The organism is Armatimonadota bacterium, assembly GCA_022563855.1.
In the GTDB taxonomy this organism is placed as follows: Bacteria; Armatimonadota; Fimbriimonadia; order Fimbriimonadales; family Fimbriimonadaceae; genus JADFMN01.
Map to the genome: position 1 here is coordinate 67,842 of JADFMN010000011.1, position 26,791 is coordinate 94,632.

21 protein-coding genes are annotated in these 26,791 nt (G+C 59.3%); 14 read left to right on the forward strand and 7 right to left on the reverse strand.

Features of this window, described 5'->3' with window-relative positions; translation table 11 throughout:
- Together IH944_12730 and glmU are read right to left on the reverse strand one after the other, a co-directional pair.
- Entirely contained in the window at positions 1–993 is a 993-nt protein-coding gene (locus IH944_12730) for a ribose-phosphate pyrophosphokinase (protein ID MCH7905412.1), read from the reverse strand.
- Positions 963–2,354: a bifunctional UDP-N-acetylglucosamine diphosphorylase/glucosamine-1-phosphate N-acetyltransferase GlmU gene (gene glmU, locus IH944_12735; GenBank protein MCH7905413.1), complete on the reverse strand. Its 1,392-nt coding sequence runs from the start codon at positions 2,352–2,354 to the stop codon at positions 963–965. Before glmU ends, IH944_12730 begins: the two co-directional genes overlap by 31 nt.
- Before the next feature lie 52 nt (positions 2,355–2,406).
- Here glmU and upp point away from each other — a divergent pair, with 52 nt between their 5' ends.
- Positions 2,407–3,027 carry a uracil phosphoribosyltransferase gene (upp, locus tag IH944_12740; GenBank protein MCH7905414.1) on the forward strand — a complete coding sequence of 207 codons (621 nt, stop codon included), beginning with the start codon at positions 2,407–2,409 and terminating at the stop codon, positions 3,025–3,027.
- 18 nt (positions 3,028–3,045) lie between these two features.
- Here upp and IH944_12745 read toward each other — a convergent pair whose 3' ends face one another.
- Complete coding sequence (locus IH944_12745) at positions 3,046–3,951, reverse strand: HD domain-containing protein (protein ID MCH7905415.1); 906 nt, start codon at positions 3,949–3,951, stop codon at positions 3,046–3,048.
- Between the two features lie 337 nt (positions 3,952–4,288).
- A complete protein-coding gene (locus IH944_12750) occupies positions 4,289–7,069 on the reverse strand; it encodes a glycoside hydrolase family 95 protein (GenBank protein ID MCH7905416.1) in 2,781 nt (926 codons plus the stop codon).
- 119 nt (positions 7,070–7,188) lie between these two features.
- Here IH944_12750 and IH944_12755 point away from each other — a divergent pair, with 119 nt between their 5' ends.
- From IH944_12755 to IH944_12775, 5 genes are read left to right on the forward strand one after another with little or no spacing between them, the layout of a single operon-like run.
- Positions 7,189–10,011 carry a UPF0182 family protein gene (locus IH944_12755; protein MCH7905417.1) on the forward strand — a complete coding sequence of 941 codons (2,823 nt, stop codon included), beginning with the start codon at positions 7,189–7,191 and terminating at the stop codon, positions 10,009–10,011.
- A gap of 30 nt (positions 10,012–10,041) precedes the next feature.
- Entirely contained in the window at positions 10,042–11,334 is a 1,293-nt protein-coding gene (aroA, locus tag IH944_12760) for a 3-phosphoshikimate 1-carboxyvinyltransferase (GenBank protein ID MCH7905418.1), read from the forward strand.
- Positions 11,335–11,375: 41 nt separating this feature from the next.
- Complete coding sequence (locus IH944_12765; GenBank protein MCH7905419.1) at positions 11,376–12,047, forward strand: (d)CMP kinase; 672 nt, start codon at positions 11,376–11,378, stop codon at positions 12,045–12,047.
- A gap of 35 nt (positions 12,048–12,082) precedes the next feature.
- Positions 12,083–12,994 carry a 4-hydroxy-tetrahydrodipicolinate synthase gene (gene dapA, locus IH944_12770; protein MCH7905420.1) on the forward strand — a complete coding sequence of 304 codons (912 nt, stop codon included), beginning with the start codon at positions 12,083–12,085 and terminating at the stop codon, positions 12,992–12,994.
- Between the two features lie 42 nt (positions 12,995–13,036).
- The gene (locus IH944_12775) at positions 13,037–14,470 is read left to right on the forward strand and encodes a hypothetical protein (GenBank protein MCH7905421.1); all 1,434 of its coding nucleotides are present in this window, start codon (positions 13,037–13,039) and stop codon (positions 14,468–14,470) included.
- 71 nt (positions 14,471–14,541) lie between these two features.
- Here the strand turns inward: IH944_12775 and IH944_12780 are convergent, their stop codons facing one another.
- Positions 14,542–15,360, reverse strand: a complete 819-nt coding sequence (locus IH944_12780; protein ID MCH7905422.1) for a hypothetical protein — start codon at positions 15,358–15,360, stop codon at positions 14,542–14,544.
- 251 nt (positions 15,361–15,611) lie between these two features.
- Between IH944_12780 and IH944_12785 the strand changes: the two genes are divergently transcribed.
- The 4 genes from IH944_12785 (at position 15,612) to IH944_12800 (ending at position 19,512) form a co-directional block, all read left to right on the forward strand.
- Positions 15,612–16,748 (forward strand): hypothetical protein, encoded by a 1,137-nt coding sequence (locus IH944_12785; protein ID MCH7905423.1) that lies wholly within the window; start codon positions 15,612–15,614, stop codon positions 16,746–16,748.
- A 136-nt stretch (positions 16,749–16,884) separates the two neighbouring features.
- Entirely contained in the window at positions 16,885–17,316 is a 432-nt protein-coding gene (locus IH944_12790) for a metal-dependent transcriptional regulator (GenBank protein MCH7905424.1), read from the forward strand.
- The gene (locus tag IH944_12795) at positions 17,317–18,339 is read left to right on the forward strand and encodes a multicopper oxidase domain-containing protein (protein ID MCH7905425.1); all 1,023 of its coding nucleotides are present in this window, start codon (positions 17,317–17,319) and stop codon (positions 18,337–18,339) included.
- Positions 18,340–19,512, forward strand: coding sequence for a ZIP family metal transporter (locus IH944_12800; protein ID MCH7905426.1), 1,173 nt, complete (start codon positions 18,340–18,342; stop codon positions 19,510–19,512).
- On the opposite strand, the gene IH944_12805 is transcribed toward IH944_12800, so the two are convergent.
- Positions 19,509–20,177, reverse strand: a complete 669-nt coding sequence (locus tag IH944_12805) for a hypothetical protein (protein ID MCH7905427.1) — start codon at positions 20,175–20,177, stop codon at positions 19,509–19,511. The two genes, IH944_12800 and IH944_12805, sit on opposite strands and share 4 nt — an antisense overlap.
- A 24-nt stretch (positions 20,178–20,201) precedes the next feature.
- Positions 20,202–21,026, reverse strand: coding sequence for a carbohydrate ABC transporter permease (locus tag IH944_12810; GenBank protein MCH7905428.1), 825 nt, complete (start codon positions 21,024–21,026; stop codon positions 20,202–20,204).
- 60 nt (positions 21,027–21,086) lie between these two features.
- On the opposite strand from IH944_12810, the gene IH944_12815 reads away from it, so the two are divergent.
- Genes IH944_12815 through IH944_12830 form a run of 4 tightly spaced genes read left to right on the forward strand, consistent with a single transcriptional unit; the run spans position 21,087 to position 26,786 of the window.
- A complete protein-coding gene (locus IH944_12815) occupies positions 21,087–22,487 on the forward strand; it encodes a hypothetical protein (protein MCH7905429.1) in 1,401 nt (466 codons plus the stop codon).
- A gap of 16 nt (positions 22,488–22,503) precedes the next feature.
- Entirely contained in the window at positions 22,504–23,910 is a 1,407-nt protein-coding gene (locus IH944_12820; GenBank protein ID MCH7905430.1) for a hypothetical protein, read from the forward strand.
- Between the two features lie 16 nt (positions 23,911–23,926).
- Entirely contained in the window at positions 23,927–25,324 is a 1,398-nt protein-coding gene (locus IH944_12825; GenBank protein ID MCH7905431.1) for a hypothetical protein, read from the forward strand.
- Between the two features lie 10 nt (positions 25,325–25,334).
- Positions 25,335–26,786, forward strand: a complete 1,452-nt coding sequence (locus IH944_12830) for a hypothetical protein (GenBank protein MCH7905432.1) — start codon at positions 25,335–25,337, stop codon at positions 26,784–26,786.
- Positions 26,787–26,791 lie beyond the last annotated feature (5 nt).

Below are 26,791 nucleotides of genomic sequence, written 5' to 3' on the forward strand. Positions count from 1 at the left end.
TTATCGCCAGTCGTCGAACAGCGTGCTCACGGAGCGATTCAGGTGTATGCGCTTGATCGCTTCGCCGAGAAGCGGCGCGATCGGCAAAACCGTGAGCTTCGAGAACTGCTTTTCGGCCGGCAGCGGAACAGTGTCCATCGTTACGACTTTGCTCACGATGCTGTCCTGCAACAGCTGCGGCGCGTTGCCGCTGAATACTGCGTGAGTACAGCACGCCATCACTTCGATGGCGCCGGCCTCAAAGATCGCCTCGGCACCGATTACGACGGAACGGCCCGTGTCGATCATGTCGTCGATCATGATGCAGCGCTTGCCCTTGACATCGCCGATGACCTCGACTACTTTGATCTGATTCGGCTCAGGGCGCCTCTTTGCGAGAATGACCAATGGAGAAGCCAGCATCTCAGCAAGGCTCCTCGCGCGACCGACGCCGCCGACGTCTGGCGAGACCACGACCACGTCTTCATCTTCGCGGTACCCCTGCTCGATCAGGTAGCGACCGATGATCGGACCTCCGTACAAATGGTCCACTGGGATGTTGAAGAACCCCTGGATCTGCTCGGCGTGGAGATCGACCGCTACCACGCGATCCGCCCCGGCTCCCTCGATCAGATCGGCGACGAGCCTCGCCGCGACCGGCTCTCTGGGCTTGATTTTCTTGTCTTGGCGCGCGTACCCGTAGTACGGCATCACGACGTTGATCTTGAGCGCAGACGCTCTGCGGAACGCGTCGAGCATGATCAACAGCTCCATCAGCGTGTCGTTGGCCGGCGCGCAGGTCGGTTGGAGGATGAACACCTCCTTGCCGCGCGCGCTCTGATTTACCATCACGCGTATTTCTCCGTCGCTGAACTTCGTTGAGGTGATCCGACCGTTCTCGATCGCTAGGTAGTCCGCAACCCTCTGGCCCAGCTCCTTGTTCGCGTTGCCCGCGAACAGCAGCATGCCCGAGAGGTCCGGGTTTATGATTGTGCCGTTTTCCGTTTCCGCCATGACTTGGCCCATTGCTCTTTCAGCTCCTGCCTCGACCGACCTATCGCGAGCGCGTCGGCCGGTACGTCTTCCGATATGACACTGCCCGCTGCCACGATAGCTCCCGCGCCAATGTTGATAGGGGCGATCAACGTTGAATTCGAGCCCACAAAGGCACCAGCGCCGATGAACGTGCGGTGCTTGACGAACCCATCGTAGTTGCACGTTATAGTACCAGCGCCTATGTTGACGCCGTCGCCGATTTCGGCATCGCCGACGTACGCCAGATGAGAGGCGAACGCAGCGGTTCCAAAAGTAGAGTTCTTGACTTCGACGAAGTTGCCGACCTTGGCCCGCTTGCCAAGCTTGGTGCCAGGTCGGATGTTCGCAAACGGGCCACACCGAACCTCGTCGGCGAGCGTCACTTGATCCAAATGGCTCATGACGACCCGGCAGTCAGCGCCTATCACCGAGTCCTTGATCCAGCAGTTCGGACCGATCACAGTGCCTTTGGCGATTCTCGTGCCGCCAGCGATCACCGTGCAGGGCCCGATCGTCACATCCAGCTCGACCTCCACGTCAGCCTCGATCGACGTCGAGCGCGGATCGGCGATCGTCACGCCTGAAGCGGCAAGTGAGGCCAGAATCCGCAGCTGCATTGATTCGTTCGCTAGAGCCAGATGCCATCTATCGTTCACACCGGCAAACTCGGAACTGTCGCCGCTTATGCTAGCGATTCGATGGCCCTTGCTCGAAAACGCGCGAACCACATCGGTCAAGTAGTACTCGCCCTGCACGTTGTCGCTTTGCAGGCCAGGCAGCACATCGAGCAGCTTTGCGCAATCGAAGCAGTAGACCGCAGCGTTGATTTCAGTGATATTGAGCTGCTCGGCAGTGCAATCCTTGTGTTCGACTATTGCAACGATATCCCCTGTTGAGTCCCGTACAATTCTCCCGTAACCGGTGGCGTCGGCAACGGAACAGGTGACCATCGTCAACGAGGCCTCGCTCGTCCTGTGGCGCTCGACCAACTCGATAAGGGATTCCGACGTGATCAGCGGGGTGTCGCCTGGGACGACCAGTACTTGGCCTGTGACCCGCTCCAAGGCGTCTCTCGAAGCCATAACGGCGTGCCCGGTGCCTAGCTGCTCGCTCTGGATCACGAACTCGTATGAAGTTCCGAGCGCCCTCTGCATCTCATCGGCGCCGTAGCCGACGACCACGACCGGGCGTTCGACACCCGCCCCCTTCAACGCCCTCCCAACGTGTTCGACCAAGGGCAGACCGCACACTTGGTGCAAGCCCTTTGGCAATTCAGACTTCATCCGGGTGCCCTTGCCTGCCGCGAGGACAACTGCGGCAATCGGCGGTCGGTCGGTCATATTAGGGTCTTAACGATACCCGGCAGCGTTCAATTTCATGTAGCATTTAGACATGTCACTGCACGTGGTCGATCACCCTCTGGCGCGGCATCTCTTGACGGGCCTCCGAGACAGGGAGACGCCGCCCGACCAGTTCCGTCGACTTGCGCACACGCTCTCGACGATTCTCATCTTGGAGGCGACCCGCGAGGTCAGCCTGAGAGAAGGCTCGGTCAGCACGCCGCTGGAGAGTACAGACGGGCCTCGGATCGGGCAAAGCCTCGCGGTCGTGCCGATCCTGCGCGCGGGAATGTCCATGCTCGATCCCGCACTCCGACTGTTCCCAAAAGTGGCGGTCGGGTACGTCGGCTTGGAGCGCGCCCACGACACCGCGATCGCGCACAGCTACTACTGTAAACTGCCGCCGCTGAGCGGTCGATTCACGCTTTGCTGCGATCCGATGTTGGCCACCGGCGGGTCGGCGTCGCAAGCGATCTCGCTGCTCAAGGCTCACGGTGCGGAACAGATCGTGATGGTGTGCGTCGTCGCAGCCCCGGAGGGTGTAGATCGGCTGGTCGAAGATCACCCGGACGTCCCCATCTATACTGCTGCAGTGGACCGAGAACTCAACGACCAGAAGTACATCCTGCCCGGCCTGGGAGATTACGGCGACCGGTTGTACGGGACCGAGTAGGGCCGTACCTGACGAAACTCAGGCCGCGCGACTGACGCCTAGCTTTCTGCCCGTGCCTTTGTACCGATCGTAGACGATCCTTATCTCCCCCAACGATCGCCCGAAGGCCGCGACGACGGCTGGATCGAAGTGGGTGCAGGCTAGAGACTCGATCTCCAGTACTGATTTCTCGAAGGACCATGCCTGCTTATAGCGGCGGCGCGACGTAAGCGCGTCGAACACGTCGGCGACGGCGGCGATTCTTCCCTCAATCGGAATGTTTTCGCCCTTGTGGCCGTACGGATACCCCTTTCCGTCCCACCTTTCATGGTGGCTTGCCGCGATTCTACAGGCCATTTGCAGCATCGGCGAGTCCGAGCCGATCAGGAGGTCGGCCCCCAACAGCGTGTGCGCCATCATCATCTTGCGATCGCTGTCTTCGAACAATCCCGGCTTCATCATCACTGAATCTGGAATGCCTATCTTTCCGACATCGTGGAGAATCCCGGCCTTTCGCACCATCTCACAACGGCACTGGGTCCAGCCAAGACCGGATGCGATCGCTGCACAGTACTCTCCGACCCTGAGCGTGTGGTCGCCTGTTTCGTCGTCGCGCCACTCGGCGGCCTGGCCGAGGCGCCTCAGCACCTCTTCCTCTGACGAAATCGCTCTGACGTCCGCCTTGTACACACGCGAGATCGTTAGGCGAGCGGCAACGTAGACCGCAATACCGGTGAACCCGATGAATAGCAAGCTCTTGATCAATCGCAGGCTTTCAATTTCGGCACTGCTACCGATAAACGATGCGATCAGATCGTCAGCGTAGGTCTCCCACAGCCCTGCAAACAAGGCGTAACAGACCGCGACGGTAAGTGCAATTCCGGGGACCGGACTTGCGCCGCGCTTCTTGCTCCGTCGATCTCTTGCTGCCGGGTGGTCGTTCACCAACTTCCTTGGGCTCCCCGCTATGGGCTCTAGTAGATTCTCGGTCAGCTATCGCCGCGACTTGAGCTATACCGACCATTCGGTAGCCCACTTCAGTGCCATTTCAGAATGCTGGCCGGGACTGCGACAGCTCCCTGCGGTATGTGCTGGAGGTGCTGGAGTACGGCCTGGAGCCTCCAATTCACGTGAAAAAGCCACCAATTCATGGCCCGAAACCGCCAGAAGACGGCCCGGGACACCGGTCGCCTGGTGTTCGAGGGGCGTCCCCTAGTCGTCGTCTGATCGACCTGGCAACCATGAGGCGCCAACGAAGCAAACGACGTTTCATCAGCCGCAACTACGGGAACAGTATCAGGGCCGATTCGCCCGGCTCGATGTCGAACCAGATCGTGTCCTGGTCTCGCTCGAACTCCACTCCATGCTGTGAAATGCTAACGATGGTCGGTATCTGGCCCGAAGGCAGGCGCACGACGCATGTACCGTTTCCCGTGACCGCCCTGATGCGGACCCACTCGAGACGGCCCTGATCCCAATTGATATCGACCTCGAAGCCGCCTCGCGCGCGCAGTCCGATCACCTCGCCCTGTAGCCACTTTGACGGAAGAGCCGGCAGGATGTGGATCGCCCCGGTGTGGCTCTGCAACAACATTTCTGCGATTCCGGCCGCCCCGCCGAAGTTGCCGTCGATCTGGAACGGAGGGTGATTGTCGAACAGGTTTGGGTGCGTGGACTTGGCAAACAGCTGAGTCAGATTCTCCCCCGCCTGATCACCGTCCAAGAACCGCGCCCAGAAGTTGACGATCCAAGCACGGCTCCAACCGGTGTGCCCGCCGCCGTTTTCCAGTCGGAACTCAAGCGACTTCCGGGCTGCCGCTGCCAGATCGGGGCGCAGGAAAGGGCCGAACAGATGGCCGGGATGCAGGCCGTACAGATGCGACATATGTCGGTGCCCAGGCTCGGCTTCTTCGAATGGCTCGGGCCACTCGAGCAGACGGCCGTCCTCTCCGATGCGCGATCCCAAGAGGAGCTTCCGCGCGTTGGCGACCTGCTCGACGAACGGCGTCTCGATGTGGAGAATCGCTGCAGCCTCCAGCGTGTTGTCGAACGTTTCGGCGATGATCTGCTGATCCATCGTCGGCCCCATGGTCAGCGATAGCCGCTTGCCGTTCCAAATGAAGCTGTTCTCCGGCGACGTGGTCGGACCTGACACGAGCAGCCCGGTGTTCGGGTCTTCCACGAGCCAGTCCAAGAAGAACAGAGACGCCTCCTCTAGCACAGGCCAGGCACGATCTTGCAAGAAACCCTCGTCGCCTGAAAACCGGTAGTGCTCCATAAAGTGAGCGGTGCACCAAGCGAACCCGACGGTCCACATCCCCCAAAGAGGCTGCCCCTGCATCGAGCTCCACAGCCACGCGTCGGTCGTGTGGCCGGTCACGACCCCCCGAGCGCCCAGTCTCGTTGCCAACTGTCGACCGGACGGCACCAAACCTTCGACAAGCCAAAAGAACGGCTCGTGCAAATCCGCCAGGTTCGCTACCTCGGCTGGCCAGTAGTTCATCTGCAGATTGATGTTGATGTGATAGTCCGCGTTCCACGGCGCCTCGTAATGTTCGTTCCAAAGTCCCTGAAGATTCGCGGGCATGCTGCCGGGTCTCGACGAGGCGATGAGGAGGTAGCGTCCGTACTGAAAGTAGAGCGCGGCCAGCCCCGGGTCGGAGGTGCCGCCGCGCACCTGACGCAGCCTTACGTCGGTCGGCAGCTCGTCCAACAGCCCCTCGCCGATCGATATCTTCGTGCGCCCGAAGTAGTTGAAGTGATCGGCTATGGATTCAGATAGAACCTTTGCCCAACCTGCACTCCGCGCCGCGCCAATTCGCTCCTCGCAAACGATCTCTAGGTTTTGTTCCAGGGGCTGAGACGGCGTGGCCATGTTATAGTCCGTCGCCGCTGCAACGTAAATAGTGACGGAGTCAGCATCTCTGACCGAGATGGTCGCGGCTACACGGCGGATCGAACCGCCGTGGGCCTGTACGTCGAGAATCGTCGCGAACTTCACGCCCTGGTGCCGGCCCGAGTGCTCGGCTGAGCCCGTCATGACGAGCCACCTCGACCCGCTCCCACGAACGTATGCGCCGCTGCGCCCAATATCGATGTCGATAGAGACTGCGGCTCGGCGGCTCGAATTAATATGAATTGCCAGCGTTCGATTGGGGTACGAAGAGATCACCTGCCGCCGGTACCGAATCCCGGCTACCGTAAAGCTCGTCGTTGCCACCCCTGTGCTGAGGTTCAGATCTCGAATGTAGTCGTTGGGCACGAACAGCTCTGCGAGAACCACCGAGTCCGCCATCGCACCCGCTCCTCCGACGTTCGTCACGGCGACAGCGATGACGTTCTCACCCGTTCGCAGCATGGACCGAGTGCGAAGTTCGCTCGGCTGATTCCAAACCGTCGTGCGCCCGACGAGCCTGCCGTTGATGCGGATGATCGAACGATCGTCGATCGGGCTCATGTTGAGCATCGACAACCGCTCCGCCTGTTCTCGAGTGAGGAAGAACTTGCCTCGGAACGTGACCGTTGTGCTCTCTTTCACGTCGAGCCCAGCTTCGCTCACCGGCGTAAAGTCCGAGTCGTCGAAACCTGGCAGCAACTCCTCGTCGACGACGGACGAGTGGTCAGGCCCTCGCAGCCACCGGTCGATGACGAAGTCTGGCATCGGTCCGATCCCATTGCGGTACAGAAACTTCAAGTTGACGTCGCCGAGCGTCTGGTGGCTTCTCGGAGAAATCCTTGCCGGCAACAGCTCGTCGCCGATCAACGCTTGCGCCTCGTCGAGCTTGCCGTCGAAGTAGAGCCGCCTCGCTCGGGACACGATCCCAGCGGCGCCAGCCTTCACTTCGGGGTACGGAGGGCCTGCCCAGAGCGAATCGACGTTCAGCTGAATGCGCTCAGCGAACACGCCGCCGAACACCATTGCGCCCAGGTGTCCGTTTCCGACCGGCAGCGCCTCAACCCACGACCGCGCGGGCTGCCGGTACCAGAGTCGCTCGGTCGTTCGCGCTTCGCTCTGCTCGTGCGTTCCGGCGGCAAACGCGCCTGCGCTCGCTGCAACTGCCATCAACAGACTCAGCCCTCGCACCATGGATGCAGGCTACCCGCCTGGGTTACGGCCGCTGGCATTGAATCGTAGCTCGCCCCAGCATCGTAAGCCAAGATAAGGCACACTGGTAGCGAAACATGTCAGACAGCGGATTCCTCAGCATCGAAGGCCTTGGAGCCAAGCACAATAGGAAGAGGGTCGTGGGGTGGCTCATCGTCCTTCCCATCCTCCTGCTGCTGTTTGCGTTCAGCAGCACGCTGATCGATTTTTACACCGACTACCTGTGGTTCAAGCACGACGCGCTCAGACCGGAGATCTTCACCAAGACGATGCAGACGCAGGTCTCGCTGTGGCTGATCGGATTCGTCGCAGCGTTCCTTTTCATCTACTTCAACATGCGGCTGGCGCTGAAAACAGACGTCGTGTTCGATGACGTGCCGCAAGGTCAGGACGAGAAGATGGCCGCGAACGTGCTGTCGGTCCTACAGAAGTTCGGAAAGCTTCTCGGCGTCGCCGTAGCGGCGATAGTTGCGATGGGCGTCGGCACGACTCTCTCCGCAGCTTACACTGAGTACTGGTTTTTCACAGAGGGCGTCCTTTTTGACAGACTCGATCCGATCTTCGGCAAAGACCTCAGCTTCTTCGTCTTCCGTCTTCCGTGGGTGCTGACTATGCTCAGCGTCGCCGTCTCGATCATCGTCGCAACGCTCCTCGTGACCGTTGGCACATATCTGCTGAATCAGTTTCTGGCGAGGGTTGCCAAGGTGCGCCTGACCCAGAGCACGCTGATTCCTCACGCCAGCCTGCTCGCCGGTCTGTTCTTGATCGCGTTTGGAATCAGGATGTTCTTCTCGCGGTACGAAATCGGGGTCTCTGCCAGCGAGCAGTTCACCGGCCCCGGATTTGCAGAAACTAAGACGATCGTGATCCGGGCGGCGCTCGGCATCGCCACCGTCGTCGTTGGCTTGATGACGATCCTCAACGGAAAATTCGGGAAACCGTGGAAGGCGCTGTCCGTCGGCTTCCCTGCCCTGCTGGTTCTCGGCATGCTCGGTTTGGGCGTCTACCCTGCCGTCGTCACGAAGTTCAACGTAGCAAAGCGGCTGACAGTCGAGAAGCCGTATGCGGAGTACGCGATCGCGGAGACCAGATTTGCGTGGGGGTTGGGACAGATCGATGTGCGCAACTTCGATGTGCAGTCAGCGCCGACTGCGGTCGAAATCAGGGATGCACAGAGCACGCTGGCCGGGATGCGCCTCTGGGATCCAACGATCATGCAGAAAATTCTGAACGAGCGGCAAACTCTGAAAGGGTATTACGCTTTCAATGACGTCGATATCGATCGGTACATGATCGACGGCGTGCAGCGCATGGTGATGCTCGCGCCGCGGGACTTCCTAGTTGCGGGCTTACCCACAGATTCTAAGAGTTGGATGAACTTTGTGCAGGTGTACACGCACGGCTACGGAGTCACAATGGCCCCGGTCAACGAGTCGTCGGACGGATTGCCCAACTTCTGGATCAAGGATATCCCACCGGAGACAACCGTCGGCATAGATCTCGACCAGCACAGGATGTACTTCAGCCACTACCCCGCCGGCTCGCACGAGCGGGAACGGTATGTGCTCGTGCCTTCGTCCCAAGAGGAGTTCGACTTCCCCCTAGAAGGGGACAAGGAGAGCACGCATGAATACGCAGGCGGACGGGGTGTGCCGGTCACCGGAACGCTTGCAAAGCTCGCTTATAGTGGAAAGTTTGGCGATCTCATCAACCTGTTCAACGTCGATATGTCCGACGAAACACGAATCCTGTATCGGCGCGATATCGTTGATCGGGCGTCGCTCGTCTATCCGATGTTTGCGTTCGACCAAGACCCGTACATTGTCGTCTTGGACGGCAGGATCAAGTGGATTCTCGATGCGTACTCGGTATCGAACAGGATTCCGTACAGCAGCCTTCACGCGACGCCACAGGGCGTACTGAACTATATGCGAAATTCGGTCAAGGTCGTGATCGACGCGTACGACGGGGAGATGATCGCGTATGCGATCTTGGAAGACGAGCCGATCTTGAACACCTACCGGAAGATATTTCCGAAACTGATCAAGCCGTTCTCCGATGCGCCTCGCGAATTGGTCGAGCACTTCAGATACGCAGAAGATCTGTTCCTCGCGCAGTGCCAGGTCCTGACCCAGTACCACGTAACCGATCCGGACCGGTTCTTGAGGGGCAACGACGCCTGGAAGATTCCGATGGAAGTTGGGCTCGGTCGCGACAACACGCAGATCAAACCGTACTACGTTCAGAACAGGCTGCCAGGCGAAGACAAGGACGAGTTCATGCTGATCATGCCGTTCTCGCCGGTGGGCAAGGACAACTTGATCGGATGGATCGCGGCGCGGTGCGATCCGGCTGATTACGGCAAGCTCGTTCTTTACAAGTTCCCCCCCAATTCGCAGACCATGGGGCCGATGCAGATGGAGGCGCGGTTTGACCAAGACCCGGTCATCGCGGACATCAACCGGCAGTTCAACAACGATCAGTCACGGCTCGTGCCGGGCAACCTGCTCGTCGTGCCGATCGGCTCCAGCGTCATGTACGTGGAGCCGCTGTTCTTGGAATCCCGCTCGCACCCGATCCCAGAGCTGAAGAAGGTCATCTTAGCTTTGCAGGAGAAAGTCGTCGTCGCGGACACTTACGAAGAAGCCTTGAAGCTGCTCTTCGGCGATGTAGGCGGCCCCGTAGAAGTTATGCAGGCAGACGAGGGAACTGGCGAAGGCCAAGTTCTTGAGCGGCCGGATCCAGGCGTTCCAGGTCGGGACGTGGTGATCCCGCCGCAAGTTGGCGAGGCGTTGGCTCTGATGGATCGAGCAGAGGCTGCGCTACAAAGCGGCGATCTCGCAGGATTTCAGAAGTACTACAAAGAAGCGTACGCCAAGTTGGCTGAAATAGAGAAATGATTGTGCCGCCGTACAGCTTCAGACCAGGCGATGAGTTCGGCATTGGAGATTAAGGTCTCTCGCGTCGCCTCGCTGGTCGGCGACCTGCGATCCGCGAGCAACAAGTCGATCACGCACCGTGCGCTCATCCTCGCGGCGATGGCGCGCCCCGGCAGCAAGTCGGTCGTTCGCAATCCACTCCGCGCGGACGACACTCACGCGACGGCGAAAATACTGGAGCAGCTTGGCGCAATAGTGGAGATGGAGCCGGACCGAATCTTGATCACAGCGCCACCTGGCTTAAAAAACCCGGAGCAGAATCTCGATTGCGAGAACTCCGGTACTACGATGAGGCTGCTCGCAGGCGTCTTGGCCAGTACGCCCGGCCTCGAGGCGACGCTCGTTGGCGACGAGTCGCTCAGCAAACGTCCGATGAAACGCATCGTCGAACCACTCCGCTTGATGGGCGCGCAGATCGAGGGCGACACAGCGCCGCTGAGAATCTCAGGACAAAAATTGCGCGCCATCGACTACGAAAGCCCTGTCGCCAGCGCACAGGTCAAGACGTGCCTGCTGCTCGCTGGCGCGAACGCAACGGGCACCACAAGATTAACGGAGCCGCACCTTAGCCGAGACCACACCGAGCGCATGATGACCTCTCTCGGCGTTCAGATGAAGTGCAAGGACGCGACGGTGGTCATGGCCGGAGGGCAGAGTTGGGGCGGGTTTGAGATCAACGTGCCCGTTGATATTTCGAGCGCGGCGTTCTTCCTGTGCGCCGCGGCGATGGTCAGCGGCGCGCGGGTCACACTGCGCGACGTCGGTGTCAACCCTACGCGCTCCGGCGTCCTCGACGCGCTGACGGCCGCAGGTGCCACAGTCCGCGAGATCGCAAGAAGAAACGAAGGCGGCGAGCCGGTTGCGGATTTGCTGATCGAGGGTGGAAACCCGCTTCGCGCGTTCGACGTTTCTGGCGCTCTAGTCCCTCGGTTGATCGACGAGATACCGGTGTTGGCCGTGCTGGCTACCCAGTGCGACGGTGTGACGACTTTCCGCGACGCGTCTGAACTGCGGGTCAAGGAGTCCGACCGAATTGCGACTGTAGCAGCCGGTTTGCGAGACATGGGCGCACAGTTCGAGACGTTTGACGACGGCTTGGCCGTACACGGTCCAGTCCAGCTTCGCGGTGCCAGGATCGACGCGAAGAACGATCACCGAATCGCGATGGCGTTTGCAGTCGCGGGGCTCGTCGCCGACTCGCCCACGACGATCACGAACGCGGAAAGCGTCCGCTCCAGCTACCCCGACTTCGAGAGCGATCTGATGAGCATCGCCGTCTATTGACCCCGGCGCACATCGCTCTCCGGGTAAACCAGCGAAGGCTCATGTCGCAATCTCCGAAAATCGTCATCGCAATCGACGGACCAGCAGGCGCTGGCAAGTCGACAGTAGCGCGCCTCTTGGCCGACAAGCTTGGTCTAGCAATGCTCGATACCGGCGCAATGTACCGCTGCTTGGCGCTGGCCGCGGTCAGGGCTAGAGTCACGGACCCCAAGGAGATCGCGCTGATCGGCGAGAGAATCAAGATATCGTTTTCGCCCGGCACGCCTCAGCGAGTCTTCCTCGACGACGAAGACGTCTCGGAAGCGATTCGAACTCCAGAGATCGACGAGCGCGCCAGCGAAATCTCCGTTTTCCCGCCGATTCGCAAGGTGCTTGTCGAGCAACAGAAGCGCATCATTTCCGAGGGCGGCTACGTGCTGGAAGGGCGCGATGTGACGACCGTCGTCGCGCCGAAAGCAGACATCAGAGTGTTTCTGACTGCGAGCATCGAAGAGAGGGCGAGGCGCCGATGGCTTGAGCTAAAGGAAAAGGGTTCCAACACCTCTCTGCAAGAAGTTGTCCTCGACGTCCTAGCGCGCGACCACCGCGACTACACGCGCAACGACAGTCCGCTGTACTTGGATGCCGGAGTCGAAATCGTCGAATCGTTCGGCGCAACACCGGAACAAGTGTGCGATCGGATCGCGACGTTTGCAGAAACAGTCAGAACGTAGCCCGACACATCCGATCTAGCGGTACTCTATTCGACATGGGTGCGTTCAACGGTCCGAAAGATTGGGGCAGGCTCTTGACAGCCATGGTCACTCCGTTCGACCGGAACGGAAACGTGAACTTCGACGAAGCCGCAAGGATCGCCGCGCACCTGGTCGACGAGCAGCAGAACGACGGGCTCGTAGTCAGCGGGACTACAGGCGAATCACCGACGCTCTCCGACGATGAGAAGCTCGCTTTGCTGACATGCGTGCTCGACGCTGTCGGGGATCGGGCAGCGGTCGTATTCGGCGCCGGCACCTACGACACGCGCCACTCTATCCATATGACGAAGGCGGCCTCCTCGCGCGGCGCGCACGGCATCATGCTGGTCAATCCGTACTACAGCAAGCCTGGGCAGAGCGGGCTTTTCGCGCACTTCTCCACTGTCGCTGCTGAGACCTCCCTACCGGTGATGCTTTATAACATCCAGCCGCGCAGCGCGATCAATTTGGAGACGGAGACGCTGATGCGGCTTGCCGAGATTCCAAACATCGTGGCGGTGAAAGAGGCCAGCGGCAGCATCGCTCAGATCACAGAAGTCTGCGCTCGAAAGCCGGATGGATTCCGGGTCTACAGCGGTGACGACGCCTTGACCATGCCGATCATGGCGGTCGGCGGACACGGGCTGGTCAGCGTCTCGGCGCACGTCGCAGGGCGGACGCTCAAGCGCGTCATTGAACTTGCGCTGACCGATCTAGAAGGCGCAAAGCGGACGAACCTACAACTGATCGACCTGGTCAAGGCGGTGTTCTCTGCGCCGAGTCCCACGCCGATCAAGTACCTCTTGAGCCTGCAAGGGTTCGACTGCACGGCAGTTCGACTGCCGCTCGTTGAACTAGACGACGGTCAAAAGGAGTCGATCAGACAGGTGTTCGAGCGGTACGAGAGCAGCGTAAAGGTCGGTTGAACAAAACCCGAGCCCCTCGACACAGACTTTAGGAACAGAAAAATGACCATAGTTGCATCCTTGCTCGCCGCGTCGGCTTTCGTCGCGCCATCGGGCGCCGAGATAACAATCTACAACCAGGGGTTTGCGTTAGTGAAAGAGCAGCGGACCTTAAACCTCATAGCTGGCATTCAAGAGGTAGCGATCGAAGACGTCGCAGCGCTGATCGAGGCGAACAGCGTTGGGATCAGGAGCCTTTCTTCTTCCGGCTCGTTTTCAGTCCTCGAGCAGAACTATCGGTACGACCTTATCAGCCCGCAGGCGATCTTGAACAAGGCCGTTGGCAAGCAGATCATTTTCAACCGAGTGTTGCCGGACGGCTCGAAGGAGCGAATCAGCGGCATCCTCCTGAGCGCGCCTACGGCTGTGATCAGTCAAGGCGGCGGACGGTCTTCCATGACTTGGAACGGCATGGTGATCCGCACGGACGACGGGCGCATCATCCTCAACCCGTCGGGAGAGATCGAAGTGTCGACGATACCGGAAGGGTTGATCAGCAGACCCACGCTGATCTGGCTTGTCGATTCGATTCGAGCTGGCCCGCAGACGGTCGAGCTGAGCTACATCACGCAGGGGATGTCGTGGACGGCCGACTACGTGCTCAGCCTGAACAAGGAGGGGACGATCGGCGATCTCAAAGGGTGGGTGACTTTGACGAACAACTCCGGCGCGACTTTCCCGAACGCGAAGCTGAAGCTGTTGGCCGGCGAAGTGTTCAGGGTCGGCCCCAAAGCTCTCCCAATGTCTGACGAAGGCGTCGCAACGATGAGAGCTGGGGCTGGCGGAGGGTTTGCAGAGGAGCAGTTCTCCGAGTACCACCTGTATACGCTCGGGCGCCCGACCGACGTACGCAACAGGGAGATGAAACAGGTCTCGCTACTGGAGGCGTTCGATGTCCCGGTGCGCAGAAAGCTGATCGTCGATGCGATGAGAAACTACCGCAACTGGCAGCCCAGGGAGGGCGGCATCGGCCGCGGCCTGATCAAGCCGCTTGTCTTCTACGAATTCAAGAACGATGAGGCGAGCAATCTCGGAATGCCGCTACCGCGAGGAATCGTCAAGGTGTTCCAGCGCGACAGCACGGACTCGCTACAGCTGGTGGGCGAGGCACCGATCGACCACACGCCCAAGAACGAAGAGATCTCGCTGCCGGTTGGCCGCGCATTCGACGTGATTGCAGAGCGGCACCGGACAGAGTTCCAGTGGCTCGGGAACCGCAGGACGGGCACCGTGGAGACGTACGAAATAGAGCTGCGCAACCGGAAGGACGAGCCGGCCACCGTTCACGTTTACGAAAGGTTTTTCTCCGAGTGGTCGTTCCGCAGCACGAGCCACAAGTTCGACAAGCTCGATTCTCACACCGTCGACTTTGTCATCGACCTCAAGGCAGGCGAGGTTATGAAGATCGTCTACACCGTCGAGACGCGCTGGGGGTAGCGCGTCTGTGCGCTGGCTCGCCGCGCTGAGCAGAAACGGTTGAGCGCGCCGAGTCTGATCGCTCAAACCAGCTACTTCATCAGCCGCTTGGTCTTCGACGACATCCGCTGCTCCATCTCAAAGAAGCTGCTTTCCATCAAGTTTGTGCCTTCGGCTTCACTGCTGTAGACGAGGCCGTCGCTGACCGTTATCAGCGTCACGATCTGCGACTCCATCTCCATCGACGCGTCGCCACCCATGATCGTCATCGACATCGCGCCGGACATGATCGACGCAATCGTCATCATGCGTCTGCCGTCGACAGTTCCAAACTTAGTGATCTCGCTCTCGATTTCAAGTTTCCCGTCCACGTCCTCGAACATTCCGGCTTCCCCGAACAAGACATCTGCGTCGATCTCTTTGGTCCACGTCATCCCGACCTTCAACGGTCCCTTCGGAAGGCTGATCCCCATAAACCCGAATGAATTGGCACCCCGCATGATGCTGTCAAGGATTTGGGACATCATCGGGTCGTCACCGCCGCCCGAGTCCATCTTGAACTCCCTCGTCTGACCGCGATCGTTCACTTCGAAGGAGAATACAGCGTCCTTGAGGAAGTCTAAGTCGGCGCCCTCCATAAACGGACTCTCATCCATATCAAACTCTTCGATCTTCGCTTCCAGCTTGGTCCAGCCACCTTTCGCAGAGAGGGCGCTGAAGGCGACGATCTGGGAGCTGTCGATCTCCTCCTGCTCGCCCATCACTTCCATGATCATGGTTGACTCGGTCTCGTAACGGTACGTCTCGCCAACTTTGAGCCTGACCTTGACGTCTTCGGCCAGGCCGGACGGGGCTGCAACGGCGAGCAGGGACAGAGCAAGTGTGGCTACGGGGACGATTGTGAGTCTCATATTTGTCGTATCTCCAAAAGGGCTGTCTAATTATACGCTAGACGCCGCGAGGCGTTTCCAAGAAAAACCGTCGAGCGCGAGGGTGAAATTGTCGTGACACGCGGTTGATCTCAAATCCTACGGACTTCAAATATGAAAGAAGCGTGAAGCGAGACCATAAAGTGTGGGTTCGCACACTGTTTTGAACAAATCATAGGCGGGTGTCAGGTTTAATACAGTCGAGAGCAAATCCGTGCACTCAAGGGGAAGCAATGACTGAAGGCAGTCGAATTAATCTTTTCGGCGGAGTATCCGTCACCAACGGCAAGGAGGTAATCACCGAGTTTCCGACTGTCCACTGTAGGCAGCTGCTCGCATACCTTGCGCTCCACTCTGACATCCAGCACCTGCGTGAACGGCTCGTTGAAGAGTTGTGGCCAGACGGAGAGGATCGCACGGGAAGGAACCGTTTGAGCGTTACGTTCTATCTGCTCAAGAAGTGCCTGGCGCTGCTCGGTGACACCATGGATCACCTGTTCACGACCACGAGATCGACGATCCGACTGAACTCCGGGATCGTCCAGATCGACTTCTTAGACTTTCAGGCCGCCGAGCAGAGTGCGCGCAGCGCAGATGAGCCGTCGATCAAGGAAGGGCACCTGCAGGAGCTGATCGATCTGTACGACGGCCCGCTACTGTCGAACGTCAGAACGACATGGAGTTTGCCCCGCCAGATCGAGGCGTCCGAGTCGTATCAAAGGGCGGTTATCTACGTAGCCGAGCGGAGACATCAATACGGCCAGGACATCGCGGCAAGGCAAGTCCTGGCTGACGCACTCGACGTCGAGCCGCATTCCGAGCGCACTACTGAGCTCATGGTGACTTGGCTGACGCGAATCGGCGAGTACGACAAAGCCATCCTCTACGTGCGCCGCCTGAAGAAGGCGCTGGCTGCCACCGGCGGAACTCTGTCAAGACGTATGCAACAGCTAGTAGAAGAACTGAACTCGATAGCTGCATCCAGCGATGTCGCCGCTCCCATCCACGGAGAAACGACCGTCACCGTTCTCAGCCTCGACGGCATGCCGATGGACCAGGTTCGACACCTCATCGAGCGTCGAGGCGGTCACTTGGACAGCGGCAATGAAAGCGGTCTCTTCCCTAACCCATTGCAAGCGTTGCAATCGGCGCGCGACATTTTGAAATCAAACCGCAACGTGTCAGCCCTGATTCACACGACGATCCTGGTCGAGCAAGAGCCTATGCCGTCCATCACGCAGTCTGCGCTCGTAGATCTGCCGAGGGGCGCCCTTTATGGGACCGCGAGCACCATGGAGCTGCTCAAAACTCAGGGGATCGAAGCGACATCCGAGATCAAGAGAAGAATCCGGCTGTATCGATTCTCCTAACCAACTCGGAGCCATCACAGGTTCATTTTTCAACTCGCTGCCTGCGTCTCGGATGAGGTAGCGCACCAGGCCCAAGTTCCCTAGCGAAGAAACTTAACCCTTGACAACTTTTATGAACCTAGGTTAATCTATTGGCATGACGCCAGCAGTGCAGGATTACGTGAAGGCGATTTATCTGCTTTCGAGCGACGGACATGATGCAACGACCAAGCGCATTGCTCAAGCTGTCGGCTCCAGCCAGCCAGCTGTCAGCAAGATGCTGCGGCTTCTGGCCAAGCGCGGGTGTGTGATTCACAAACCGTACTACGGCGCGCGACTAACGCCGCAGGGGGAAGCGATGGCGCTGGAGGTGATTCGCCACCACCGGCTGCTAGAGCGGTACCTGATGGATCACCTCGGCTTCACCGAGGAGGAGGTGCACGAACAGGCGGAAATTTTAGAGCACCACATCAGCGAAGAGTTCGAGGACAGGATCGCGGAGCTGATGGGGCATCCGGAAACCTGCCCCCACGGCCAACCGATCCCCCCGAAGCAAACGGCTCAATCACCGCTGAAGGAGGACTCGTAGATGTCGGACAAGGTGAGCAAGAAACAGATCACGAGACGCACCGTTCTCTCCGGCGTCGGCACCGTCGCGGGAGTCGCGCTCGCGGGGTTGTTGCCGACCAAGAGCCGCGCCTCGCACGCAAACGACGACGCGACTGACCACTCCGGCGGTCACCAGATGGGCGTTGTCGGCGAGTGCACGTCGGGGACGCTCGATCCGGACGCCTACTTGACGGAGTTCGACTGGGGAAAGGCGACGCCTTTGGGCGGCGGAAAGACCTTGCGCGAATACGAGTTCGTCGCGATCGACAAAGAGATCGAGATCGCACCCGGTCTCTTCTTCCCCGCCTGGACTTACAACGGTCGCGTGCCGGGACCGACGATCCGAGCGAACGAGGGCGACACGATCAGGGTGAACTTCCACAACAGCGGCTCGCACCCTCACACGATCCACTTCCACGGCTTCCATCCGCCAGCGATGGATGGCTCTATGCCAGATCAAGTCGTCGAAGTTGGCGAGACGTTCGTGTACGAGTTTGAGGCCGCGCCGTTCGGCTTGCACCTTTACCACTGCCACTCTCTTCCGCTGAAGCGACACATCCACAAGGGGCTGTACGGCACGTTCATCGTCGATCCACCGGGCGGCAGACCGCCAGCGCGCGAGTTCATCATGGGCATGAACGGTTTCGACACGAACTTCGACGGCGACAACGAGGTGTACGCGGTGAACAGCGTCGCCCACCACCATATGCGCCACCCGATTCCTGTTCTAGTCGGAGAGTTGGTGCGGCTATACGTCGTCAACTTCACAGAGTTTGATCCGGTCAACTCGTTCCACATTCACGCGACGCTGTTCAACGAGTTTCGCACAGGCACGAAGCTCGAGCCCGACTACTTTACAGACACGACGATGCTGTGCCAGGGCGAGCGAACAATTCTGGAGATGGTCTTCCCAATGCCCGGCATGTATATGTTCCACGCGCACCAAAGCGAATTTGCGGAACTCGGATGGATGGGGCTGTTCGACGCGCGGGAGAGTTTGTAGTTGAAGATCAACAGGCTCTTCTTCGCTATCATTCCGATCGCCGCGCTGGCGATCTTGGTCTATGGGATTCTGAGAATCGGCCCCGAGGCCCTGACCCTCGGAGAAGTTCCGGATGTCGAGGAGATCACGATCCAGTGGACGACGCTGAGCAAAGGTGAGATCAAGCTTGACGTCATCAACAGCGGGCCAGACCCCGTGACCATCGCGCAGGTCATGATCGACGACGCCTATTGGCAGTTCTCAATGGAGCCGTCCGATGGCGTGCTCAAGCGGCTACAGCGAGGCACGATCACAATTCCGTATCACTGGGTCGAGGGGGAGACGCACGCCATCCGGCTGATCTCGCGCAACGGCGTCACGTTCGACTCGGAGATCCCGGTTGCGATCGAGAGCCCCACGCCGAACGCCAAGTCGTTCTGGACCTTCGTGCTGTTGGGTGTCCTGATCGGAGTAGTGCCGGTCGGCCTCGGCCTTCTGTGGTACCCCGTGATCAAGACTCTCTCGGCCAAAGTTATGCGATTCGTTTTGGCGCTGACGGTCGGGCTACTCGTGTTCCTCGGTATCGACACGATCGAAGAGGGGTTTGAGATCTCCGAAGCGCTACCCGGCGCATTTCAGGGCAAGACCCTGTTCATCTGTTCTGCGCTGCTCGTGTTCCTCGCGCTGTTGATCATCGGCCAGGTCAGCGCCAAGAAGGGTACGAACGGGAAGCGCTCTCCCGAGATGCTCCTCGCCATCATGGTCGCGCTCGGCATCGGCTTGCACAACATCGGCGAGGGCCTGGCCGTCGGTTCAGCGTACGTTCTGGGCGAAGTCGCGAGTGCGTCGATGCTCGTGCTGGGATTCACGCTGCACAACATCACTGAGGGGCTGGCGATCATCGCTCCTGCCGCCCGACAAAAGCTCAAGATCAGGCACCTCGTCGGCCTCGGCGCTCTGGCGGGAGTGCCGACGATCGCCGGCACTCTCATCGGAGGGTTCACCTACTCCAATTTTTGGGCGCTGGTGTTCTTCGGTGTCGCCGCAGGCGCGATCTTCCAGGTCGTTTACGCGATCATGGTCAGCCCAATGATGCGAGACGAAAACCGTGAACTGGCGCTGCCAGAGAACTACTACGGCTTCGTGTGCGGCCTCGCGATCATGTACGGCACCGGGCTGCTGATCGCCGTTTAGGAAGCGCTGATCGCCGACGAAACGAGCCAGTACGACATGATCGTCAGCGCTTGCGCGGTTAGAAACTCGAGCAGGATAGACGGCCAAGGCCGTTGACGCCAGACAGGTCCGATCACGGCGACGCCGATTGCGCCGGTCACTGCGGCTACTAGCCCAAAGAATAGAATCAACGCTCCTGTCGGGTTCGGCAGCGCGATGCCGCGCAGCAACATGCCCAACAACGCCGGGACACCTACAAAGCTCAATGGCATCACAATCCATCCCGCAAGCTGACGGCCCGGAGGAAGCAGCACGATCAAACGCAATGCGCGAACGACCGGAACCGCGAGCACGGTGAGTATCGGAACGATCACTTCAAGTCCGTCGACGAACGAGAAGCCCAACAGCAGCGCAAGAACGATCGCCGAAGCGATCTGCGCACGCGTGCGAATCCGTCCCGGAGGCACTCTCGCCAGTACGAAGAACCCGGCGATCAACGCAATGCCCATCGAAATCACGAGTCCGAACGTCGCATCTGCAAATCCGCTGTACTGAGGGTTGGACCAGTTGTCGAACTGCACCGCGTGATACATCAGGCGCACGAACATCGCCGTGCCGCAGATGATCGTTACCGGCCACACGACGCGCCAGTTCTTCAGCTCAGGCCTGTCGCCTGGGTGCAGCATGGGTTCAGTCTGACACCCTGCGCGTCACTTGATGCTGCCCATCGTGATCCCCTTGACGAAGTACCGCTGCAGCACGACGAACACGACGAGAATCGGAAGCATGACGATGACGGCCGCAGTCATCTGCAGCGGCCAGTTCGTCGCGCCGTAACTGTTCTTGAAGATACTCAGCCCGACCTCGAGCGTGCGCATGTGGAGGCTGTCGGTCGCGAGCAGCGGCCAGAAGAAGTCGGTCCAAACGCCGATGAAGGTGAACACGCCCGCGGTCGCCAGCGCCGCCTTGCTCATCGGCATGATCAGACGCCAGTAAATCTTGAACTCGCCTGCCCCGTCGAGCCGCGCGGCTTCGTCCAGCTCTATCGGTATCTGAATGAAGAACTGCCGTAGCAGAAAGATGGCGAACGCGCTGCTCACCCCCGGAACGATCAGCGCGAGATAAGTGTCGAGCCAGCCGAAGTTTCGCAGCATCAGATAGACCGGAATCTGCGTCACCGGCCCGGCGAACATCATGCTGAGCAGGAACGCGATGAAGATCGCATCGCGACCCTTGAACCGCAGTCTTGCGAACGCGTACGCCGCGAGACTGCACACGAGCAACTGGCCCAGCACCACGCACGTCGATACGAACATCGAGTTGAAAAAAAACCGCCCGACCGGGATCTCCGAACGGATCAGCACCGTCGTGTAGTTCTCCCAGTGGAACTTTGCGGGGATGAGGTTGTCGAGCGTCGGGATCGCCGTGCGGCTCTCGTGCAGGCTGACCAGCACCATCCAGACGAACGGCGCCATGAGGAACACGGCGAGCGCGATCATCAGGGTGTAGCTCAGTGCAGTCTTCGCGTGCTTCACTGCTGTCTCTATTGTGTCTCAATCGGTGGTTGGACTTGGCTGGCGTCGTATAATTGAGGTGTGAAGAAGAAGAAGTGGAGGGTCTTGGCGATCATCGCGGGTGTCGTCGCGCTTTTCGCGGTCGGCGTAGTGTTCTACTCGAACCGCGAGCACGCGGATTACGTGCGCGCTGCTAAGCTCCTTCCTACCGCGCGGCGGGAAGCCGAGGCGATGTTCGGGCCGCTGACCTGGGAGGAGTACCGCGCTGAGAACGGGATCACTGTCGAAGACGATCTGTCGAAGTGGGAGGACGTCGCAGCGACCATCCCAAGGAAGGTCAAAGCTCTATATGAAACATACCCCTCTCCCGGAACCGAAAGAGCGGTTTTCATTGCCGAGCGCGACTGGTTCGATCAGATAGGCTCCCAGCTTGAAGAGCTACGGGTCATGCACGTACCGATGGCGGATGGTGAGTTCTCGGAGTACTCCTTCGGTTCACCGTGCAGGGAGATCGCCAAGGCCTTGTGGACCGGCATCCTCGGCGCGGCGGAAGAGGGGGACGCTGAGGCCGTGCTGGCGATCGCGCGCGCCAGCAACTCGATGATAGCTAAGATGGACGCTGAGCCGGCGGTCATACACCATCTCATTACGCACGCGATGGTCGCGATGTTCGACGGCGCCCTTCTGCGATCCGCCGTGAAGTACAGGAGCAATCCTGCAGTCCTTAAGAGCATCCGCACCGTGCTCGACGAACGCCCAAGAATCCCGGCGATAGGCGAAGTACTGAGCGCCGAGGCAAGAAGCAAAAGCATCCATCTGCAGCATCTTAGAAAGCTGAGTCCGTACGAGATCAACGAGTGGCTGAACGACTACGCAGGATCCGTACTTACAGCCAAGACTGAGCCGCCCCTACTAAGATTCTTATACGACGCTTGGGAGCGCGTTTCCGGAGAGAGACGCCAGACTGGAAAGCAGACAGCCGCAGCGTTAGAGGCGCGGTACTGGAAAGTCCTGGCCGAGTACGCGATACTGTTTGAGAGGCTCGTCGCCAATGAGCCCGGCGCGCGCAAGGAGATTGTTGCGCTCGCCGCCTTCATGGAAAACACCCTCGACCGCTCGTATGAAATCGCGCCTGCTCCATACTTCTCATTGCTCATCGACGGTCATATCAAATTCGGCTTTGGCGAATCGGCCTTGCGCGCGGCCGTAGAGTTGATTGAGAGATACCCTGTCCACGCAGACGTGCCGAACGCGCTGCCTTCAGACCTCTCGTTCGCTGACCCGTTCGGCGGCGATCCCATCATCTTTCGAAAGACCGCGCGCGGCTTCTTGATCTACTCGCGCTTCACCAATGAGATCGACGACGGCTTCCCCGTGGACTATCCGGATCAGCTCGGGGAGGAAGCGAGGTTCGCGTTTGCATTCGACCGGAAGGACTACGGGCTGATCGTCAGCTACGACCCGAACACGCCGGTGCCGTGATAGAATCTGCATGAAGATGAAGAAGAAGTGGAGGGTCTTGGCGATCATCGGGGGTGCCGTCGCGCTCGTCGTGGTCGGCGCGGTGTTCTACGCCAACCGCGAGCACCCGGACTACGTGCGCGCTGCGAAGCTCCTGCCAGCCGCTCGGCTGGAGGCCGAGGCAATGTTCGGGCCGCTGACGTGGGAGGAGTACCGCGCCGAGAACGGGATCAGTGGCGAAGTCGACTTAGCGAAGTGGGAGGAAGTGGCAGCGTCGATCCCAACGAGAGTCAAGGCTCAGATTGATTCACGCAGTACGCGGCGGACTGACAAGGCGGTTTTCCGGGAAGAACGGGAGTGGTTTGATCGATTTGCTAATGAAGTTGGAGAATTGCGCTTCAGGCACATCCTGATGGAGGGAGGTGAGGAGTGGGAGCTCCCGTTTACTCAATACTCAACCATTGTCAGAGCGCTGACGATCGGCATTGTCGGCGCGGCGGACGAGGGTGACGCTGACGCCGTGTTGGTCATCGGCCGGGCATCAAACAATTTTATCGCTGCGCTGAACGAAGAGCCGGCACTGATCAGCGAAATGCTGAACTACGCGTTCGTCGCCATTTTGAACCAAGGCATTCTGCAGTCTGCCGTTCGGAACAGAGACAACCCGGCCGTGCTCCAAAGCATTCGCACGGTGCTGAAAGAACGCATGCACGTACCGACCATTCGCGAAGTGATGAGCGCCCAGGCGAGAAGCATGAGCCTAGAACTGAATCGGTTCAGGACGATGAGCCCTCGAGCGATCAACGACACGCTGAACGAGTACGAAGAATTCTCTTTCGCAGCCAAGCCTGAGCCGCGCCTGCAAAAGATCGTGTACGACGCTTGGGAACGCATCACGGGCGAAAGGCCAACGCGCAAACGCAAGACCGGAAGGCGGACAGCTGCGGCGTTAGAGGCGCGATACTGGGAGGTGCTGGTCAAGTACACGGTACTGTTTGAGCAGCTCACGGCAAATGAGCCCGGAACGCGCAAGGAGATCGTTGCGCTCGCCGACTTCCTCGAAAACACCCGCGACCGCTCCTATGAAATCGCGCCTTTTCCAATGTTCTCTGTGATCATCGATTCGCACATCGAGTGGGAGTTCGACCATAACGTTTTGCGTACAGCGGTTGCGCTGATCGAGCGGTACCCCGACCACGCAGACGTGCCAGAGGCGTTGCCCGCTGACCTTTCCTTTGCCGACCCGTTCGGAGGCGATCCCGTCATCTTTCGCAAGACTCCGCGTGGATTCTTGATCTACTCGAGGTATGTGAACGAGTCTGACGACGGCTTTCCACCGGAGCAGCCGGATCAGCTCGGAACGGAAGCCTCGATCTGGTACTCCCTCGACCGCCAGGAGTACGGGCTTATCGTCAGCTACGACCCGATTGTGCCGGTGCCGTGATAGAATCTACACGAAGATGAAGAAGAAGTGGAGGGTCTTGGCGATCATCGCGGGTGCAGTTGTGCTCGTCACGGTCGGCGCGGTGTTCTACGCCAACCGCGAGCACCCGGATTACGTGCGCGCTGCGAAGCTCCTGCCAGCCGCGCGGCAAGAAGCGGAGGCGATGTTCGGGCCGCTGACGTGGGACGAGTTTCGCGCCGAAAACGGGATCGACTTTCAGGACGACACTGCGGCGTGGGAAGAGGTTGTATCGAACATCCCGCAGGCCGTGAAGACACAGTACGAAACGCGCGGCCCGCTTCGAAATGAGCGCGCAGTTTTCCTAGCCGAACGAGAGTGGTTCTTCCAAGTCAGAAGCCAGGTTCAAGACCTTCGAATCATGCACGTCTTGGCCGAAGATGGGGAGTTCTGGGCGTACTCGTTCAACTCGTACACAGAGATCATCAAGGCGCTAGGAGTTGGTATCGACGGTGCGGCGGAAGTAGGCGATGCCGAGGCCGTGTTGGAGATCGGACGAGCTGCCAATTCGATCATCGCAGCTTTTAACGAGGAGCCGTCGTTCATCCACCATCTTGTGACGTTTGCGCTTCTTGTTATCATTGACCACGTGATCCTGAGCGCGGCAGTGCGGAACAGGAGCAACCCAGCGATGCTCAAGAGCCTCCAAACGGTGCTCAACGAACGCCCGCCAATCCTGACGATCCGTGAGGTAATGAGCGCCGATGCAAGAAGCGAAAGCATCTACTTCGAGCAACTCAGAACGATGAGTCCGCTGAAGATCGACGACTGGCTGGACGAATACGCGGCAGCAGCCAGGCCTGAGCCACCCCTGCTAAAGATCGTGTACAACGCCTCGGAACGTGTGACCGGAGAGAGACCAACGCTCAAACGCAGGACCGGAAACAAAACAGCGGCGGCATTGGAGGCGCGGCGCTTGGAGGTCATGGTCAGGTACACGATACTGTTCGAAAATCTGGTCAACAAGGAGCCAGATGCGCGCCGGAGGATTAACGTGCTTGCTGACAGAATCGAGCAAACCGTCGACCGCTCCTATGAGCTCGCGACTTATTTAATGTTCTCAACAGTCGTTTACGTACATATCAGCTACGCGTTTAACGAAGCCGCCTTGCGTTCTGCGATCGCCCTGCTCGGTCGATATCCTGACTATGAAGACCTGCCCGAAACGCTGCCTGCAGACCTCTCCTTTGCTGACCCGTTTGGCGGCGGTTCGGTCATCTACCGCAAGACTCCGCGCGGCTTTCTCATCTACTCGCGATCAATGAACGGCACGGACGACGGATACCCTTTATCAGACCCCGATGAACTCGGCCAGGAAGCGTCGATGGTTTTTTATCTCAACCGAGAGGACGCTGGACTGATCGTCAGCTACGACCCGATCACGCCGGCGCCGTGATAGAATCTACATGAAGAAGAAGTGGAGGGTCGTGGCGGTCATCGGGGGTGTAGTCGCGCTTATCGCGGTCGGCGCGGTGTTCTACGCCAACCGCGAGCACGCGGATTACGTGCGCGCTGCCAAGCTCCTGCCGACAGCGAGGCAGGAAGCGGAGGCGATGTTCGGACCGCTGACGTGGGAGGAGTACCGCAAAGAGAAGGGGATCAGTGGCGAAGCCGACCTTGAGGAGTGGACGACTATCGCCAAGTCTGTTCCAACAACGATCAGTGCCCAGTGGAGTCTTCCACCAGAGGATAGCGACCAGTGGAAAACAAGCCCTTACTCGTTGACGAGCCGGGAGCGGTTCCTCGCCGAGCGGGTGTGGTTCAGCCAAATAGGCGACAGAGTCGACCGGCTCCGCTTTCGGCACATCATGCGAGACGACGGATCGGACTGGGACTTCAGGTTCATCGGTCGCAGCACGGACATCGCCAAAGCGTTGCGCATCGGCCTCATCGGCGCCGCAGACGATGGCAACGCGGATGCCGTGCTGGAACTTGGGCGCGCTTTCAACAGCGTCATCGCTGAGCTGGCCGTCGAGCCGTCAGGCCTGGCCAATCTCAAAGCGGACGCTTTCCGCACCCTCTTGCTGCTTGGCGTTTTGCGGGCCGCAGTGAGGAACCGAAACGACGTCGCCGTTATGCGAAGCCTGATGACAGTTGTTCTGGAGTACCCGCCAGCGCCCACTGTCCGGGAAGCGTTTGCCGCAGATGCTCGAATGGTCGACGTCTATCTAGAGCAGCTCAGAAACCTTGAGCCGGGCGAGATCAACAGCTGGTTCAACGACGTGGTGGGCGACTACGAGTTTCTGGAGGAGATGATGGATCCGTCGCTGATGAAACTGTACGACTTGGTGGAGAAATTCAGAGGAGAGCGACCTGAGTACAGGAGAAAGACGGGTAGGCGGACGGCGGCGGCACTGGAAGCAAGACATTGGCAGGTTCTCGTCGAGTACACGAATCTGCTAGAAGACATTGCACGAAACAAGCCCGGTGCCCGTGCAGCGATGATCAAGCTTGACGATGAGATCCTGTTTGGCGGGGATTGGTCTTATGAACTCGCGAACTCGATGCATTGGTCGTGGTTTTTCGAACTGCGGATCAGAAATCTCTTCGGCGAGCGCGCTGCGCGATCAGCGTTCGAGCTGCTGTCGCGTTTCCCCGACTATCCCGACCTGCCAGACGAATTGCCGCCCGACCTCGTCTTCGCCGACCCGTTCGGTGGGCTTCCGGTTCTGTACCGCAAGACTCAGACTGGATTCCTGATCTACACGCGGTATGAAAACTTGATCGATGATGGATTCCCACTGGACGATCCAGATCAGCTCCGGGAGGAGGTCAGGCTCATGTTCTCTTCCGGCACGGAGGACTTCGGGCTGACCGTCAGCTACGACCCGATCACGCCGATGCCATGGGCTCCGTGATAAAA